This window comes from Paenibacillus pectinilyticus (assembly GCF_001700435.1).
Taxonomy (GTDB): Bacteria; Bacillota; Bacilli; order Paenibacillales; family NBRC-103111; genus Paenibacillus_E; species Paenibacillus_E pectinilyticus.
The window spans coordinates 1,152,319-1,166,179 of record NZ_LYPC01000027.1 but is presented as its reverse complement, the minus strand read 5'-3'; the positions used below and the strand labels follow the sequence as shown (position 1 = coordinate 1,166,179).

The window sequence follows — 13,861 nt, the reverse complement described above, 5'->3', positions numbered from 1 at the left end:
CTCAACCTTCTAGTATTTTCTTAATATCTTCATCTGCGAATTCTCCAATTACATTTTTTTGTGCCTGGTCTAGAATATCCCCATCAATTAATTGAAGTTTAGAGAAATCTGAAAAACCATCCTCCATTGCTCCTATTAATTCAAATGCTTCAATAATTATGGGCTTTATCCATCCAACCAATCCCCTTGTTAATTCAAAAAGAAAAGGGGCAAATGCTCCTTCTGGGTTTGACCAATTTAATGCAAACTCAGATGGTAACTCTAACTGCTGCTCTAATTCGCCTAAAAACGAAAGAAAAGATGAGTTACACGAAGTAAAGGGACTAAGGACCGTTTTGGGATATCTTCGAAGATGCTGTGTATTCAAGGTCCGCAACTGTTCGATTTCAAATGTTCCAATACAAACTAAACATACACCGGCTGAATTTGCTATATCTTTAATATTCTCCATTACCGCTCTTCGTTGAACGAATGTAGATGCTAATAAATAATCCATTTCATCAATACCTAACATTTCTACACCCAAAGCTTTCATTAGACTAAAAGCTTGGTTTTTTACCGTATCTACATCCTGTTGTGATACTGGGAAGTCAGGATCAATACTTTTTAATATATTGTTATAAAATCCTTTATATGTAAAAGGTACGGGTAACTTCATGTATAGCACAGGCCGCGTATCGATTTCTGTTCCTACTTCATCTATTTTTGTAACAATCGGATTTCGACGTAAATATTTTAGCATTAGCTGCGTTTTTCCAGCACCAGGCTTACCTTCAATAAAAAGATGAATAGGTGAATCGTCGCTTTCCGATCCCATTCGTTTAAGCCATCTATTTCTATCCAATCGTTTCCAAATACGAACTACTTCCGGATGCTCAACATACATGTTCAAAACGCGTTCTTGAAAACTTTTTAAGCCACTCTCATTCTCTTCCATTAGTAAACGCTCCTTCTCATTTTTTAACTTCGTTGACATTTCAAAATTCTACTATCCATTCTTTTTCTTTTCGTTATTCAGATTAGCAAGTAACTGTTGCCTTCTACTTAATGGTAGCTCTGGGGTATCAATACGTGACGATGGTAAATTTACAGTAAGATTTAACCCAGCATTTAATGCCAATCTTCTTATCGGCATATTAGTCTTAACCATGGCTTCATATTTTGCTGCCAACAGCTCTTTGCCTTTAACAATATTGGCCGATCCCGGGATTTGCTGTTTGGTTATTTCACCTTTTTCAATAAGAAGTTTCCTTATGATCTGGAATAGTTTCCTACTCATTCCGGAAATCTCATCTGCAGGTGGATATATTGATGGTACTTCAATATAAGACTTTGATTCTGGATCTAATAAATAAATCCTAGATATATCCTCAATATCAAATTTAATCTTGCAATTATTTTTTCTCTTATTACTTATAAATCTAGCTGTTTCAGGTGAAGCATATTTCACATTTTCTTCCCGTATTCCATCGTTTCTATAAGACTTCATAGTTGAAGGAAGCAATTGTATTTTATAGTATGGCTCATCCTCTTCTTTAATAAATGGAGGATAACCCATAATTTCTATCGCCTGATAATATCTTGCACACGGTGTATTACATTCCAACGGAAGTCCTTTATGAACATCATGGTGGTAGATATCAGTAATATAGTGTACAAGTAGTTCACGGAGATTGTTTAAGGTCAAAATTGCGTCTTCTGCCGCTGCTTTACGATCATTGTTATCATCATTTCTCTTATAACGAAAACCAAGTAAATCCTCCAAGAACTCTTGATTTATTGTTCTAAAGTATCTCTCGATGATTCCGCCATATCGAGGTGTAGCGATCGGCCGATAACGAACTTCTGAATGTAGCACATCTTCAATCATGCTCTTAACATAATTACTAGTAAAATCAGAACCGTTATCCATGAGAAAAACTGTCGGTATACCATGAAAATCCCAATCATTTATAGTTCCATACTTCTCCTTTGTCCTTTTCATACAGATCCCATTAAAAATACAATTCATTACTTTATGCCCTGATGGATCATGCAAAGATAAATCCATTCCCCAAATCTTTCTGGTATAGACGTCAACTGCAAGAGTAAGCCATGGCTCCCCGACATCATATCCAGTATTTTCATCAATAACAGTAATAGGTAATTTTACATGGTCAATCTCTATTACTTGTAGGGGGGCTTTTGCAAAGCTTTGATTTGCATTAGAGTTCACAATTTTGGGATCTGTATTCCCATCGCCATGTGCTAATTTCTCAAGAACATATGGATTGATACGGTTAACTATCTTGTAAACTGTATCGTAATCTAAAGATTCTATCTTTGCATTAATGCACATTATTTCTATATTCACATGAAGTTTTGCTACATTTTTTCTTCTTTTACCTAAATAGTAGTTCTCAATAGCTACCTTAAGAATCGGTATGTACTCTTCACCCAAACGAACATAAATAGTGTCTAGCACTAACTCTTTTTTCTTTGGATGGCAGAGTTCAAGTGGTAAATCATCAATTCTTACATGAGTGTTCATATGAGCTTTAGATACTAAGCCTTCAATCCCATGATTTTCTCTTTGACTTTCGCTCTTTAAATAGTCAGCTAAATATCTTTCTAGTTGCCGAGTAGATTTACCACAATCCTTATTTTCTGATATCCGCTCAATCAATGTTTTTTTATTTATTGATTGAACAGTCTCACCATCTTTAAGATACTTTTTATAATTCTCACTGAAAGCAATTGCTGCATACATATCACCGCTCTTCGCATTTTCCCAAGTTAGAATTGGTTTTATCCAACTTAATTTTTTAAATGCTAATTCTCTTCTCTTATCTGGTAACGCATCTACGAGAGACCTTTGATTGGACTCTGCTTTAGAGATCTGTTTATCGATCCGTTTATGACTATCGGAGATTAGTTCAAAGCTATCATCATTAATTAAGGAGTAATAATTTACTTTGCTTATTTTTCTCTCCCCATCTTCTTTGAATATAAGAATATTGGGAGGTTCGATGTTATGCACGATAAATTTTGATCCACACCACATGAAGGTATCATCAATTCTAAGACTACATAGACGCAACAAATGTATCACCTTCCAAATGAAAATAAGTAATTAAATCTTTAGATAGATCTCCAAGCTCCAGAACACTACAAATATTTACAGGAATAAAAATATCAGTGCGTAAGTCTCCTCTAAATATGAGGTGATAAATAATTGGTAGGATATCTCGATGATCTATTTTTGCACTAAAACTTTTTGCTAAATGCTCAACAGTTGGATTTTTTAGATATAACATTTTATTCAAAATTTCTGGAATCCAAGCATCGTAATATTCTCGCGGCTTCATATAGTTCATTAAGAGAATAAGATTCGATTGAACTTTTGAAGGTATGAGTTTAGGATGTACAACTGAGTAACACCATCCATGCTCTTGTGCGTATTTAGAGGAGGCTTGAAACAAGTGGGGTTTTTGCTCAATAAAATTATTTCCTCCTTTGACTTGAAACAGGTGAGGACGGTAGGTTTGACGGAACACCAAAGTATCAGGAACATGTTTTTTCTCTACAAGTGCATATTGAGCATTCAATTCCGTATAAGTTACTTCTACTGGTTGCGCATAGTACCTAACTGTAAGCGGATCAATCTCAAGTAAGTAATAAAACAAGCACTCTCCCCAAAACGACTCATATCCAATACTTCGATTCATCTTTCGACTAGGAATCGAACCAATTATGTGTTCATGATTCCTGCTTCCTTTGTTATTTACTTTTCGTTTAGGAAAGTACAATGCATCTTCTTGAGCCCAACACTTCTTACTTTTCCAATCCAATTAATTTCCTCCTTGAAAGCGACATTTTATCGTCAAGTTTGAATTTCAACCACTACCCTCAGTTATTCCACTAAATGAAAAAGTTTAAACCTAAGATAAATCAATCATAATAAGCAAAAAAGCCTGAACCACGTGGGTTTAGGCTTTTAAAAGCACGACATTTCATGTTACAAGTGCACGACAATTGATCATCCAACTACCGACATTTCTATTTACAGTTAACAGCCTGCCGGAGTGTAACGAAGCTCACCATCTTTCGTTAGTCTCCCAATCAAAATTGATCTATTTAGCATTAGCTTTTTGCTCCTCTACGCGTTTATTTAGTGCTGTCGCAAGAATTTCTTCCATGTGCTTGAAGTTGTGTCCCTTACCTTGCTGTCCCTTAATCCACTCTTCAATTCCTTCTAAGCTGCCTTTGTATGTCTGATACTTATTTTTAAGCGTCTGCGGAGGTATGTCCGTCTTGACCTCTTTCGACTTATCCGTTTTATCCTCTTGTGCAGAGTATTTAGTTCGATCGTTCGCATAATACACATCAGCTGCAAATCCGAGAGATTTACACGCCACGCTGATTGCATCTGTGTACGCCATTTTGAAGCACTCATCGCTTGTGAATAGTCCACTACTCTCTTTTGCGATGAACGAGCTACCACCCATACCCTGTATGGCTGCAGACCATTCGCCATCTACCTTGATGTACAGGTTGATATCTACGAAACATACAATTTGATCATGAGATCCTTGTTCCAACCGCTTATCTACAATCTCGATTTTCCAGCCGATACCACATATTCCGAACATTTCAGTGAGCTTTTTAAGACGCCACATTGGGTTGATATCCGACATTCCTTTTAAGCGTCCGCCTTTGATTTCTTTCAAAGCGTCTTGCGGCACAGCTCGAACTTGCTCATAAATCTTCATGTTCTCATTCACGGGTTATACCTCCGAAAGTTTTATATCAAGCGTCTCGGGCACGTATTCAACTATAATTCCATCAACAGCTTGTCCGTTTTCATCGAACACACGGCCATCATCGTGTGCTTTGAACAACTTCTTGATCTCTGTTTTAACCGGTTCTTCCTTAGTCCGGACAAGATCAACCAAGCCAGCCGTTTTCAGGTAATTAATCAATGTGGCATCGTTGTAATTCCATTTAGGTTGCTGTTTTCGGTAACCGATCGTACCGTATGGCGTTTTCAAACTCTTGAAGTCTGGATCTGCATCACGTTTATTCAGGGCATACTCGCTAATTAGGCTGCGGAAAAAGTCCTCTGAATCCTGAAGTTTGCCAACTTCCTGCTTGCGAAACCCTTCTAAACGCTGTATTTCGTTGTCAATTGAATCGTTTAACTCACGCTTTTTAACGTCGATAGCAATCATTTTGCGAAGAGCCCAGTTAAGTGAGTTAAGATCCACGATGCGGAATCTCTCTCTAACCGATTCGTCCATCTGGTGAAGATCTTCCATCATTTCAAGTTCATTCGCATATAAAGGATTAAGGATGGCCATTATTGCTCACGCTCCATTTCGTCGATTATCTCTTGCGCTTCTTCCAGTTCGTCTTCTAGTTCTTGAATCCGATCTAATGCTTGATCAATAACACTGATCGCATCGTCAAGACCGCTTTCAACGAAATCTCCAATGATGTCGAATTTATTTGACCAACTAGTGTACCGATTTTGTAGATCTTGCTTCATAGCCTCTAACTCGTTAAACAACGTTCTCAACTTATCCATGCATATATCCCCCGATAATGTGATATAATAAGAACCAACTTGATATTACTAATTTCCCTGAACGGCCACTGTTACAGCAGTGGTCATTCTCCGTTTAAGCGCTTCTAATTCCCGGCATATAGCTGTCCAGGTTACTCTTTCCTCGCTACCAAGCGGTGACTCCATCGCTCTTAATTGGTACCAACGTAACTTTGCAAACACGTCTGCTTCACTCATTTTCCTCACCTCCCTCTATAGAAGGTGAGGTTATATCGTCATATCCTCTGCGCCGCTTACGTGGCAGTTCATGCTCGTGTAGGAACTCCTCTTGCTCATCGTTCACTCGCAATCACCGCCGCAACCCGGCACTCCGCAGATTTCACATGCGTGTACCTCATCGCATTCCAATCCACATGAATCGCAATATCTGATATTCTGGTGTACCGCATATCTGTTGTCATAAGGGAATGCGATTTTCAATCCATCCTGTACAGTCATATTGCAGCAAGTACTGACAATATTATTAGGCAACTTCCTCAGCCTCCTTCCTGCGTTCCAGTTCACGATCGATCATCTTGAGCTCCATCTTGGAAGCATCTAAGATAATTTCCTGACGCCGATCCTTTAACGCTTCGTTACTCCAACCTTTGAAGTGGTTTTCTAGCCAGTGGTCGTTCATGCTACTCCTCCTTTATTTTTTCGTGATTCGCTCCACAGTTTAAGCAGTTGTAAGGCTTTCCGCCAATGTGTGAAAATTCGCATACGCCACAGGTGAACAATGCTCCTGATTTTGTAAATAGGTAGTCATTACTTGCATCTGAGTAATGTCTCTGGAATGACAATGTATTCATGCGCTCACCCTCTCTACCGCAGTATGTAACTCCGCATTCAACTTCAATTGCTCATGAATCACGACAACTTCCGCTTGATAAGCTGGGCCGTATAGTTCTAGATGCCATTGTTCCATCGTGATCACGCGAATCACCTGTAGCCCTGCATACTTGGCGCGCCTCCATACGCTTGCTTCTTCATCATCAATGTAGGAGATGTTGCGATTGTCAGCTGTTTGAGCGATAAAGTCGGTCATCCAGCAATCCTCCTCTTAATCGTGATCGGCTGCGGCTTGGCTTTAAGTGCTTTGTTCTCTTTCACCAGTGCTTTGAGTACGTACAAGAGATCCTTAGACGTGTATTTAGGGAAGTCGTGCATATAGTCATCCATGTCACTTTCATCGCGTATGGCGTACTCTAAGGCTTCTATTTCCTGATCAGCTAGTTCAAGTAGCGTTTTCATTTCTTCCTCATCCCCTCCAATGTAATCTGATCAATATGGTTCAGTAGCTTCTTCATCCCGATCGCTACCAGCACCGCTGTTTCATTGCCTGACTTCAGCATTTCCAACGTGGCTTTCCGTATTTCTGTTAATTCTTCACCAGTTAACCGCTGCGGTTCGTGTTGGTTGAGGTAGCTCTGTAGGTTCATGGTGCCTCCAAGTTAACAGTAGTAAACATTTCTGATTACTATAATGTGGCTGTGTGGTATATTACTTTACGTGATTAATATTTATTGGAAAATTTTAGGCACCTTGTTTCGGTAAATCAGCAGCCTTAGCTTCTTCTTTAGCTTTTTTTACATTGGAGAGTATTTGCGATAGGTGGATGTGATTTTTTTTGAGCGTTTCTGTAAGTACGATTGTCATAGTAGTCATCTCCTTAGGCAGTTTTATTTTGATAACTTTTGCAAGCGTTATTGATAAAAAAAATATCATCAAACTCTACATTAAGTGCTTCTGCAATGTCTTTCGCAATCTTGGGACCAGGATTTCTTTTTCCGTTTAAAACTTGGTGCGCATAAACTTCTGAGATATTGATCTCTCTACCTAAACCGCGCTGAGTAAAACCTTTTTTTAGAAGCAACTCATTTAGTAATGCAATATCCTTTACTGAAATCTTCATATCTTCACATCCTTTCTGCTTGCAAGTGTTATCTTGCTGTTGTTATCAATATATACCACAAAGATAGCAATTGCAAGCACTATTTTAAAATTAATATAGTTACTTGCTTACATTTGTATATAATTACTAGTAGAGGTGATTGCAATTGGAATCAAAGGATTTTGGAGAATACATTAGAAAATTAAGAAATGATAGAAAGCTCACAATACGACAATTAGAATTATACTCACAGGTGTCCAACGCTTATATTTCGCAATTAGAAAGCGGTAAACGCGGAGTTCCTTCTCCAGAAATACTCAAGAAACTTGCTAAACCTTTGGGAGTCGAGCATGAAGAACTTATGATTGCAGCTGGGCACATACATAAAAATGAAAAAGGCCTGAGTGTCGCGGAGGAACCATCGACATACCAGACCTTTATTACTACCAACTATGATGAATTATTAAATAAGATTTCAAAAGAATTTGGATTAGATCTAAAACAAGAGGAAGACCAAAATAAGTTGCTGGATGCACTACATATTGTAATTAAGATTCACGGGGCGCTGAAGTAAGCACTCCTATAACTCTTTTGTAAAAATCTCTTGGATCAGTGTCTTCTAGACCTTTGATTCCAGAGATTTTTTCCTTCAATTCTATAAACAATTGGTCAACTTCCTCATTTTTGTCGTCCATAGTATCCCCCGCTCGCTTCGATGTTTTGAACAAAACATTGTGTTTTGAATTACAAAACAACTCTTTGACACAACTATAACAGAACTTATGTTCGCATTCAAGGCGTCGATCGGCCAACTTCCGGCTACGGTAAGCCCTGAAATTTATCAATTCTGATTTGTTAGACAAATGGTAACATGACATGGAATGAAATGTTGTCGTATTTTGTCGACATGCTATATACCGTTGATGTAACGTGATCGGTCATTTCGGACTGTTATCCAACAAATACTTACGGATTTCTTTTACTCGCCTGCGAGATATTGGATATTTCACGCCGGCATAGTGAACTTCACCGTCAGCATACTTCTCGATGATCTTGAGATTCGTTATTTTGTTCTTGTCGATCTGCATGAAGCCGAGTGGGCCGTAGATCATGACATGTTCCTTCACTGTCCTGGGACGCCTGAATTCACCGTGCAGCGTTCGGTAAATGACTGTCGGTCTGTGAACCTCGATGCAGATGATATCTGTTTCCTCAATATCGTAAACTTGATTGTCGTGTCCTATTACGTACATGTTCCCCTCCTCAGAGGGGCATAGCGTCCTGATGCATTATGGTATATAATGGGAGCAGGGCTACGCCCTGAATGGTTGTCCACCTTCTACGCTCGCCAAAGGTTAGGAAGGTGGACAGATTTAAATTATTTATTCCTCTTCATCCTCGTTAATTTGAATGAAAGTAATATTTGGAAATAACTCCGTAGTTTTTTCTCTCATTTTTATTATTGCCTCTGGATCACTCATAACCTTTTCAATAATAGCTTCTGTAAGATGCCAACTTAATGGTTCATTTCCTACTTTAGAAATAAACATCGTCATTAGAGTCTTGTTTCGATCAGCCCACATTTTCCAAGATTCAAAGTCAATAGAAAATGCACTTCTAAGTTCGTGTTCTTCAAAGTACATTCCAGTATCGTCAATTAGACTAGCTAGTTCTAGGACAATGTTTGCATTATTTTTAATGCGATCCTCATATTCTAATAAATATGAGCTCAGCTCAATATAATCATCCTGCTCATAGTACGGATCATTTATTTCTTTTCTTGTTTTCTCTATTCGCTTCATGATGCGCCTGTTTTCATCGGATATTTCATCAAGGATTCGTGATTGCAATTTAATTGTAACCATGTATTGTAACCAAGAGGATTTCATTATTTCTTTGGAAGCTTCACACTCTTTGGCATCGATAAATTTTCGCAGAATACTTTTACTGATTTTCTGCAACACATTATGCTTGTTCGTGATTTTTTGGTAGTATCCAGTCATATAGTTCCTCCTAGTTAGTTCCCTCTTTTAGTTTTGGAAACCATCCAGAAACAAATTCCATCGCACGATCGAAATCTACTCTTTTTATTTTGTCGTATTTAGGTACATTAAAGTGGACTTTTAATGCACGGAATAAGGATTGAAAGTGAGTTTCATATCCCATTGATTTAAGTTTCCCAATGCGACTAAACACTGCATTCTGAATATCTGCCTTTTGATGATCGTCAACAAAAACTTCATTTACTACAACCAGTGTCAAGTGATTCACAGATTGCTGCAACTCATTGTTTTTATGAATAATTTCAGTGTTTTGGTTTTCCAATATTCTGTTTTGTGCCTCCAGAGCATTCTGCCTTTGTTCAACTTGAATCATGAATTGAAGCTGTGGACTTAAAGATTCGAATTCAGCTTGTGTCTTCTTTTCTTGTTTATCGAGTAGCATGTCTCTCAGGACAACTGCAACGGAGCTATCTTCTAACAGCATTCCGACTCGTAATACGCTTCTTCGTGTAAATAAAGTAAGGCGCCCCGCATTCCTTTTTATCTGACAAAAAGACTTCATGTCCTTTAGTTCTTTTCCAACAATCGTTTTCATTCCATCAGATTCTAATTCTTCTTTTCTTCTTACCGATACTTTTCTGATAACATCAACGCTAACTTCATAAAAATTTGAAACCATTTCAATGGTTAGGTGAATATCGTCTTCCAACATCTCTAGACGCTTAATTTTATCGAGTATCTCTACACGCTCAATTAATGATTCTCTCAAGGATTTGCTCTCCATCAACACATTGCTGTTATTTAACATTTAAATTCCTCCTAATATTGGTCATCCTAATTTTGGAGGCAATTTCCCATTTACAGGTGTAAGTTATGTATGTGATAATCTATGAAGAAATGGGCTATTGCCTTTACTGCAAACCACTTTGACTTCTTGGCGGGAGAGAAAGTGGTTTTTTACTGTGCAATTGCAATGCCTTCTAACAAGTCATTAGGAATCTTTTCAATGTAAGCAGCCCTCCTAAACTCAATAGAATCAATTTCTAAAATTTTTGCGATTGCTTCATTTAAGTCATCTGTAGCAGGTGGTTTGCTTCCGCTTCTTAGCTTTGAAATATAAGTAGATGTAATATGCATTCCAAACCTTTCGTAAACCAGTTGAGCAGCTTTGTTTAATGTATATCCCTTTTTTTCGAGACCGTCCTTCAACATGATTTGGTATCTCATTCAATCACCTCCTGTAATTCGTGAATCCATGGTCACTACCAGTGACATTTAAGTCACTACTTGGACGTGACCTAAATTTACCACGGTGTGACCATATAGTCAATACTTTTTTGTGACTTTTTGGTCTCTTCGTTGAATTTATAGTCAACAATAGTTATGATGTTGACTATAAGCCATATCGGAGTTGATAAAATGGGTTACGCGGAATTATTATCAGATTATATTGAAAAAAGTGGACTTAGTTTAGGTGAAATAGCTATTCGGTTAAAAGGCAAAGAGATAAAAATTGATAGATCTTATATAAGTAAGTTGAAAAATGGCACTAAGCCACCTGCGTCGGAGGATGTTTCTAGAGCCATTGCTGAAGTCACTGGTGGTGATCCGGATGAATTAATATTGACTGGATATTTAGAGAAGGCACCTGAAGAAGTTAAAAAAATCGTACAGGATAACGAGACTTTCAAAATTTTTCTCGATGAACTATTAGAGAGATACATGGCAGTCCCAGTACCTGTTGAAATTGCCCTTAAGTTGAAAGAGGGTATTGGCGACTACATGTTCAATATTGATGAAAACGGCGAGTATTATCATTCTAAGGAATATATTGAAGAAGCTCTTGAATCCTCAACTATAGAGCTAAAACTCAACTTATATAAAGACCTAACTGACAATGGGAAACGACTATACAAAAGACGTGTTTTCCATGAGGGGGCATTTATAGAGGGGATAAATATTGAGTTTGATGATACTAAATTACAAAAATTAAATATTGGTAGAGATTCGCAGGTTTTAATACGTAATGGCGAACCGGATATTCTTACCGATGAAGAATCTGAGTTTTTGAAAGATAGCCTCGACTCATTCAGAAGACAAAAAGAAAAATGGGAAACCAAGCATGAAATAAAGTAAAATAAGCCCATAAGGGCTTTTTTTATTAGGAGGAGCATCATGGTAAGAGAACTTCCCACAATGAAACTACGCGCTGCCATATACTGCCGCGTATCGACAGACGAACAAGCGAGACATGGATTCTCTTTAGAAGCTCAACAAGAGTCCTGTATGCGGTATATTAAAGACTTCGGCCACGATCTATTCAAAATATACGTAGATGATGGGTACTCAGCCAAGAACATGAACCGTCCTGCGCTTCAGGAGATGCTTGAGGACATTCGCAATAAGCGAATCGACATAATCATCATATGGCGGCTGGACAGGCTCACACGGCGGGCCCTAGACGGTCTGCGCATGGTTGATGAGCTGTTCACTAAGTTTGGCGTATCATTTGCCACGATTACCGAACGTCATGACCTTACAACCGCACAAGGACGTTGGATGTTCACTGTAAGCCTTGCAAACGCCCAAAATGAGCGTGAATTAATCGGTGAGCGTGTTAGCTTCGGACAAGCTAAAAAGGCCTCTACAGGGCGCAGAGTGTCCCTAGGACCTATATACGGGTATGACAATGTTACCGGGAAACTTGTGGTTAATGAAAATGAGGCGAAGATTGTCCAACAAATATTCAATTGGTACGTTTACAAGGGATGGGGATATGGAAGGATCGCTTCCCAGCTTAATTCCGATGAAGTACCTGCTAAAAAAACACAGTGGGTCGATAGCACGATCAAAGGTATCCTTGGCAACATCACTTACATAGGTAAGAATGCTTGGACTCCTAAGAATTCCGAAACAATAATTACTGAAGGCGAGCATGTCCCAATACTTGAAGAAGACATTTTCACACTCGCACAAGAGCGTTTAAAACGCCGTGGGGCGATGGAAATGTCACGAAGCAGCTACCACTTCCCTTTTAGCTCAATTGTTAAATGCGGGGTTTGTGGTGCGTCATATCACGCCAATAAGACAAAGAAGGACAAAGACAATTTTTCATATGCAAATTATAGGTGCGCCAATCGAAAGCCTGGTAAATGTAAACAACCGGACATTTCCGAAATTAAGTTGTCAAAATTATTCTTTGACTACTTCAATAACCTTACTATCGAAGCTGAAGAATACACGCCACCATTAACTGAAGACGATATTAAAAAAGTGAAAAAAGAAACTACCCGCATTGAAAGAGAAATTAAGAAGCTTGAGAATCGAAAAAACAATTTGCTCGATGACTTAGGGGATAAAATTATTACGCGAGAAGAGTATCGAGGTAAGGTCGAAGATATTAACAGTAAGTTAGCTAAGCTTCAGGAGGAAATGAATATTATCGAACCTCCAGAAGCAGCGGCAGCTAGTCAATCTCCTGAAGAAATAATTGGGTTTGTTAAAAACCTTGAAGCAGACTGGAAGTTCATGAAAAACGAAGATCGAAAATTTCTTGTCCAAATGATCTTTAAGCGAATTGTCATAACAAATGAATCTGACTGGAAAATAAAAGAAGTGGTCCCAGCTGCTGAATAGCTGAGCCACTTCTTTTTTGTATAGATCGGATATGCCGGATTTGAACCGACGACCTCCATCACCCCAAGATGGCGCGCTACCAAGCTGCGCTAATACCCGACAAACCCCTTAGTTTAGTACGTCACATCAGGCTGCGCCATACCCCGCCATTCCCCGTTTATAGCCAAAATTTACTGATTCACTTTTGTAATTATAGTAGGAGATTTTTAAATTGTAAAGGCATTTTCCAACCAAACAAATAAAGCCGTACCTACATGAAGAGGTAACGGCTTTATAATTATGTAACGTTCAATCCTATGTATAAATACAAATTATTGAATGCCATCTTTCAGTGCTTTACCAGGTTTGAAAGCTGGGATTTTGCTTGCTGCGATATCGATTTCTTCACCTGTCTGCGGATTACGTCCTTTACGAGCAGAACGTTCACGAACTTCGAAGTTACCAAATCCAACGAGTTGCACTTTATCTCCACCTTGCAAAGCTTCAGAAATTGCATCAAAAACTGCATCTACTGCTTTTGTTGCGTCTTTCTTGGAAAGCTCAGAAGTTTCAGCAACCTTATTGATCAATTCAGATTTATTCATGCCATTCACCTCCCCCCAAGATTTCTCACTTCCGTTACTTCCTGTTTTCACCGTTTTTCCAGAATTTATACATGAACACCAGAAAAATCGTTGATTTTCTAAGCAAAATGAACTTTTGAAAGCAGACGAATAAATTCATAGTAATACACTCAGGGTGCAA

Annotated in this window: 22 protein-coding genes, 1 tRNA gene and 1 pseudogene; 3 read left to right on the top strand and 21 right to left on the bottom strand. The window is 38.4% G+C overall.

The genetic code is table 11. The features are described from left to right. Position 1 precedes the first annotated feature (1 nt). From A8709_RS26900 to A8709_RS26855, 15 genes and pseudogenes are all read right to left on the bottom strand, one after another. Positions 2–937, bottom strand: a complete 936-nt coding sequence (locus A8709_RS26900) for a TniB family NTP-binding protein (protein WP_065856929.1) — start codon at positions 935–937, stop codon at positions 2–4. A gap of 51 nt (positions 938–988) precedes the next feature. Then, complete coding sequence (locus tag A8709_RS26895) at positions 989–3,019, bottom strand: Mu transposase C-terminal domain-containing protein (protein ID WP_167357177.1); 2,031 nt, start codon at positions 3,017–3,019, stop codon at positions 989–991. Between the two features lie 46 nt (positions 3,020–3,065). Then, on the bottom strand, positions 3,066–3,830 hold the full coding sequence (locus tag A8709_RS26890; protein ID WP_065856924.1) for a PDDEXK family nuclease: 765 nt from the start codon (positions 3,828–3,830) through the stop codon (positions 3,066–3,068). Between the two features lie 224 nt (positions 3,831–4,054). After that, a pseudogene (locus A8709_RS34230) lies at positions 4,055–4,123 on the bottom strand (single-stranded DNA-binding protein); the annotation flags it as partial. Continuing rightward, positions 4,113–4,763 (bottom strand): hypothetical protein, encoded by a 651-nt coding sequence (locus A8709_RS26885; protein WP_065856922.1) that lies wholly within the window; start codon positions 4,761–4,763, stop codon positions 4,113–4,115. The pseudogene A8709_RS34230 and the gene A8709_RS26885, both read right to left, overlap by 11 nt. A 3-nt stretch (positions 4,764–4,766) precedes the next feature. Beyond that, positions 4,767–5,339, bottom strand: a complete 573-nt coding sequence (locus A8709_RS26880) for a host-nuclease inhibitor Gam family protein (protein ID WP_065856920.1) — start codon at positions 5,337–5,339, stop codon at positions 4,767–4,769. Continuing rightward, positions 5,339–5,566 (bottom strand): hypothetical protein, encoded by a 228-nt coding sequence (locus tag A8709_RS26875; protein WP_065856918.1) that lies wholly within the window; start codon positions 5,564–5,566, stop codon positions 5,339–5,341. The genes A8709_RS26880 and A8709_RS26875 overlap by 1 nt, the downstream gene beginning before the upstream one ends. A 48-nt stretch (positions 5,567–5,614) precedes the next feature. Beyond that, positions 5,615–5,782, bottom strand: a complete 168-nt coding sequence (locus tag A8709_RS34760; RefSeq protein ID WP_167357176.1) for a hypothetical protein — start codon at positions 5,780–5,782, stop codon at positions 5,615–5,617. 95 nt (positions 5,783–5,877) lie between these two features. Further along, positions 5,878–6,006: a hypothetical protein gene (locus A8709_RS35520; RefSeq protein WP_279615897.1), complete on the bottom strand. Its 129-nt coding sequence runs from the start codon at positions 6,004–6,006 to the stop codon at positions 5,878–5,880. A 62-nt stretch (positions 6,007–6,068) separates the two neighbouring features. Then, on the bottom strand, positions 6,069–6,224 hold the full coding sequence (locus A8709_RS34755) for a hypothetical protein (RefSeq protein WP_167357175.1): 156 nt from the start codon (positions 6,222–6,224) through the stop codon (positions 6,069–6,071). 168 nt (positions 6,225–6,392) lie between these two features. Next, positions 6,393–6,632, bottom strand: a complete 240-nt coding sequence (locus tag A8709_RS26870) for a hypothetical protein (protein WP_065856916.1) — start codon at positions 6,630–6,632, stop codon at positions 6,393–6,395. Next, positions 6,629–6,838: a hypothetical protein gene (locus A8709_RS26865; RefSeq protein ID WP_065856914.1), complete on the bottom strand. Its 210-nt coding sequence runs from the start codon at positions 6,836–6,838 to the stop codon at positions 6,629–6,631. The genes A8709_RS26870 and A8709_RS26865 overlap by 4 nt, the downstream gene beginning before the upstream one ends. Further along, positions 6,835–7,026 (bottom strand): hypothetical protein, encoded by a 192-nt coding sequence (locus A8709_RS26860; RefSeq protein WP_065856912.1) that lies wholly within the window; start codon positions 7,024–7,026, stop codon positions 6,835–6,837. Before A8709_RS26860 ends, A8709_RS26865 begins: the two co-directional genes overlap by 4 nt. 94 nt (positions 7,027–7,120) lie before the next feature. Next, entirely contained in the window at positions 7,121–7,243 is a 123-nt protein-coding gene (locus A8709_RS35515) for a hypothetical protein (protein WP_279615896.1), read from the bottom strand. 13 nt (positions 7,244–7,256) lie between these two features. After that, the gene (locus A8709_RS26855; RefSeq protein ID WP_065856910.1) at positions 7,257–7,499 is read right to left on the bottom strand and encodes a helix-turn-helix transcriptional regulator; all 243 of its coding nucleotides are present in this window, start codon (positions 7,497–7,499) and stop codon (positions 7,257–7,259) included. Positions 7,500–7,644: 145 nt separating this feature from the next. Here A8709_RS26855 and A8709_RS26850 point away from each other — a divergent pair, with 145 nt between their 5' ends. Continuing rightward, the gene (locus A8709_RS26850; RefSeq protein ID WP_065856908.1) at positions 7,645–8,052 is read left to right on the top strand and encodes a helix-turn-helix domain-containing protein; all 408 of its coding nucleotides are present in this window, start codon (positions 7,645–7,647) and stop codon (positions 8,050–8,052) included. A 364-nt stretch (positions 8,053–8,416) separates the two neighbouring features. Here the strand turns inward: A8709_RS26850 and A8709_RS26845 are convergent, their stop codons facing one another. The 4 genes from A8709_RS26845 to A8709_RS26830 form a co-directional block, all read right to left on the bottom strand. Next, entirely contained in the window at positions 8,417–8,731 is a 315-nt protein-coding gene (locus A8709_RS26845) for a LytTR family transcriptional regulator DNA-binding domain-containing protein (RefSeq protein ID WP_065856907.1), read from the bottom strand. Positions 8,732–8,860: 129 nt separating this feature from the next. Then, on the bottom strand, positions 8,861–9,481 hold the full coding sequence (locus tag A8709_RS26840) for a hypothetical protein (protein WP_065856905.1): 621 nt from the start codon (positions 9,479–9,481) through the stop codon (positions 8,861–8,863). A 10-nt stretch (positions 9,482–9,491) separates the two neighbouring features. Further along, positions 9,492–10,289, bottom strand: coding sequence for an ORF6C domain-containing protein (locus tag A8709_RS26835; RefSeq protein WP_065856903.1), 798 nt, complete (start codon positions 10,287–10,289; stop codon positions 9,492–9,494). A 149-nt stretch (positions 10,290–10,438) separates the two neighbouring features. Then, positions 10,439–10,708 carry a helix-turn-helix domain-containing protein gene (locus tag A8709_RS26830; protein ID WP_065856901.1) on the bottom strand — a complete coding sequence of 90 codons (270 nt, stop codon included), beginning with the start codon at positions 10,706–10,708 and terminating at the stop codon, positions 10,439–10,441. Between the two features lie 192 nt (positions 10,709–10,900). On the opposite strand from A8709_RS26830, the gene A8709_RS26825 reads away from it, so the two are divergent. Continuing rightward, the gene (locus tag A8709_RS26825; protein WP_065856899.1) at positions 10,901–11,617 is read left to right on the top strand and encodes a helix-turn-helix domain-containing protein; all 717 of its coding nucleotides are present in this window, start codon (positions 10,901–10,903) and stop codon (positions 11,615–11,617) included. A gap of 39 nt (positions 11,618–11,656) precedes the next feature. After that, a complete protein-coding gene (locus tag A8709_RS26820) occupies positions 11,657–13,117 on the top strand; it encodes a recombinase family protein (RefSeq protein WP_065856897.1) in 1,461 nt (486 codons plus the stop codon). Between the two features lie 25 nt (positions 13,118–13,142). On the opposite strand, the gene A8709_RS26815 is transcribed toward A8709_RS26820, so the two are convergent. Together A8709_RS26815 and A8709_RS26810 are read right to left on the bottom strand one after the other, a co-directional pair. Further along, positions 13,143–13,216, bottom strand: a tRNA-Pro gene (locus A8709_RS26815). A 212-nt stretch (positions 13,217–13,428) separates the two neighbouring features. Continuing rightward, positions 13,429–13,701 (bottom strand): HU family DNA-binding protein, encoded by a 273-nt coding sequence (locus tag A8709_RS26810; RefSeq protein ID WP_036741983.1) that lies wholly within the window; start codon positions 13,699–13,701, stop codon positions 13,429–13,431. Positions 13,702–13,861 lie beyond the last annotated feature (160 nt).

Bases quoted from the DNA above. Each gene is read 5' to 3' on its own strand.
- A8709_RS26900 (WP_065856929.1), bottom strand. From the start codon at position 937: ATGGAAGAGAATGAGAGTGGCTTAAAAAGTTTTCAAGAACGCGTTTTG.
- A8709_RS26880 (WP_065856920.1), bottom strand. From the start codon at position 5,339: ATGGCCATCCTTAATCCTTTATATGCGAATGAACTTGAAATGATGGAA.
- A8709_RS26875 (WP_065856918.1), bottom strand. From the start codon at position 5,566: ATGGATAAGTTGAGAACGTTGTTTAACGAGTTAGAGGCTATGAAGCAA.
- A8709_RS34760 (WP_167357176.1), bottom strand. From the start codon at position 5,782: ATGAGTGAAGCAGACGTGTTTGCAAAGTTACGTTGGTACCAATTAAGA.
- A8709_RS35520 (WP_279615897.1), bottom strand. From the start codon at position 6,006: ATGACAACAGATATGCGGTACACCAGAATATCAGATATTGCGATTCAT.
- A8709_RS34755 (WP_167357175.1), bottom strand. From the start codon at position 6,224: ATGAACGACCACTGGCTAGAAAACCACTTCAAAGGTTGGAGTAACGAA.
- A8709_RS26870 (WP_065856916.1), bottom strand. From the start codon at position 6,632: ATGACCGACTTTATCGCTCAAACAGCTGACAATCGCAACATCTCCTAC.
- A8709_RS26865 (WP_065856914.1), bottom strand. From the start codon at position 6,838: ATGAAAACGCTACTTGAACTAGCTGATCAGGAAATAGAAGCCTTAGAG.
- A8709_RS26860 (WP_065856912.1), bottom strand. From the start codon at position 7,026: ATGAACCTACAGAGCTACCTCAACCAACACGAACCGCAGCGGTTAACT.
- A8709_RS35515 (WP_279615896.1), bottom strand. From the start codon at position 7,243: ATGACAATCGTACTTACAGAAACGCTCAAAAAAAATCACATCCACCTA.
- A8709_RS26855 (WP_065856910.1), bottom strand. From the start codon at position 7,499: ATGAAGATTTCAGTAAAGGATATTGCATTACTAAATGAGTTGCTTCTA.
- A8709_RS26845 (WP_065856907.1), bottom strand. From the start codon at position 8,731: ATGTACGTAATAGGACACGACAATCAAGTTTACGATATTGAGGAAACA.
- A8709_RS26840 (WP_065856905.1), bottom strand. From the start codon at position 9,481: ATGACTGGATACTACCAAAAAATCACGAACAAGCATAATGTGTTGCAG.
- A8709_RS26835 (WP_065856903.1), bottom strand. From the start codon at position 10,289: ATGTTAAATAACAGCAATGTGTTGATGGAGAGCAAATCCTTGAGAGAA.
- A8709_RS26830 (WP_065856901.1), bottom strand. From the start codon at position 10,708: ATGAGATACCAAATCATGTTGAAGGACGGTCTCGAAAAAAAGGGATAT.
- A8709_RS26825 (WP_065856899.1), top strand. From the start codon at position 10,901: ATGGGTTACGCGGAATTATTATCAGATTATATTGAAAAAAGTGGACTT.
- A8709_RS26820 (WP_065856897.1), top strand. From the start codon at position 11,657: ATGGTAAGAGAACTTCCCACAATGAAACTACGCGCTGCCATATACTGC.
- A8709_RS26810 (WP_036741983.1), bottom strand. From the start codon at position 13,701: ATGAATAAATCTGAATTGATCAATAAGGTTGCTGAAACTTCTGAGCTT.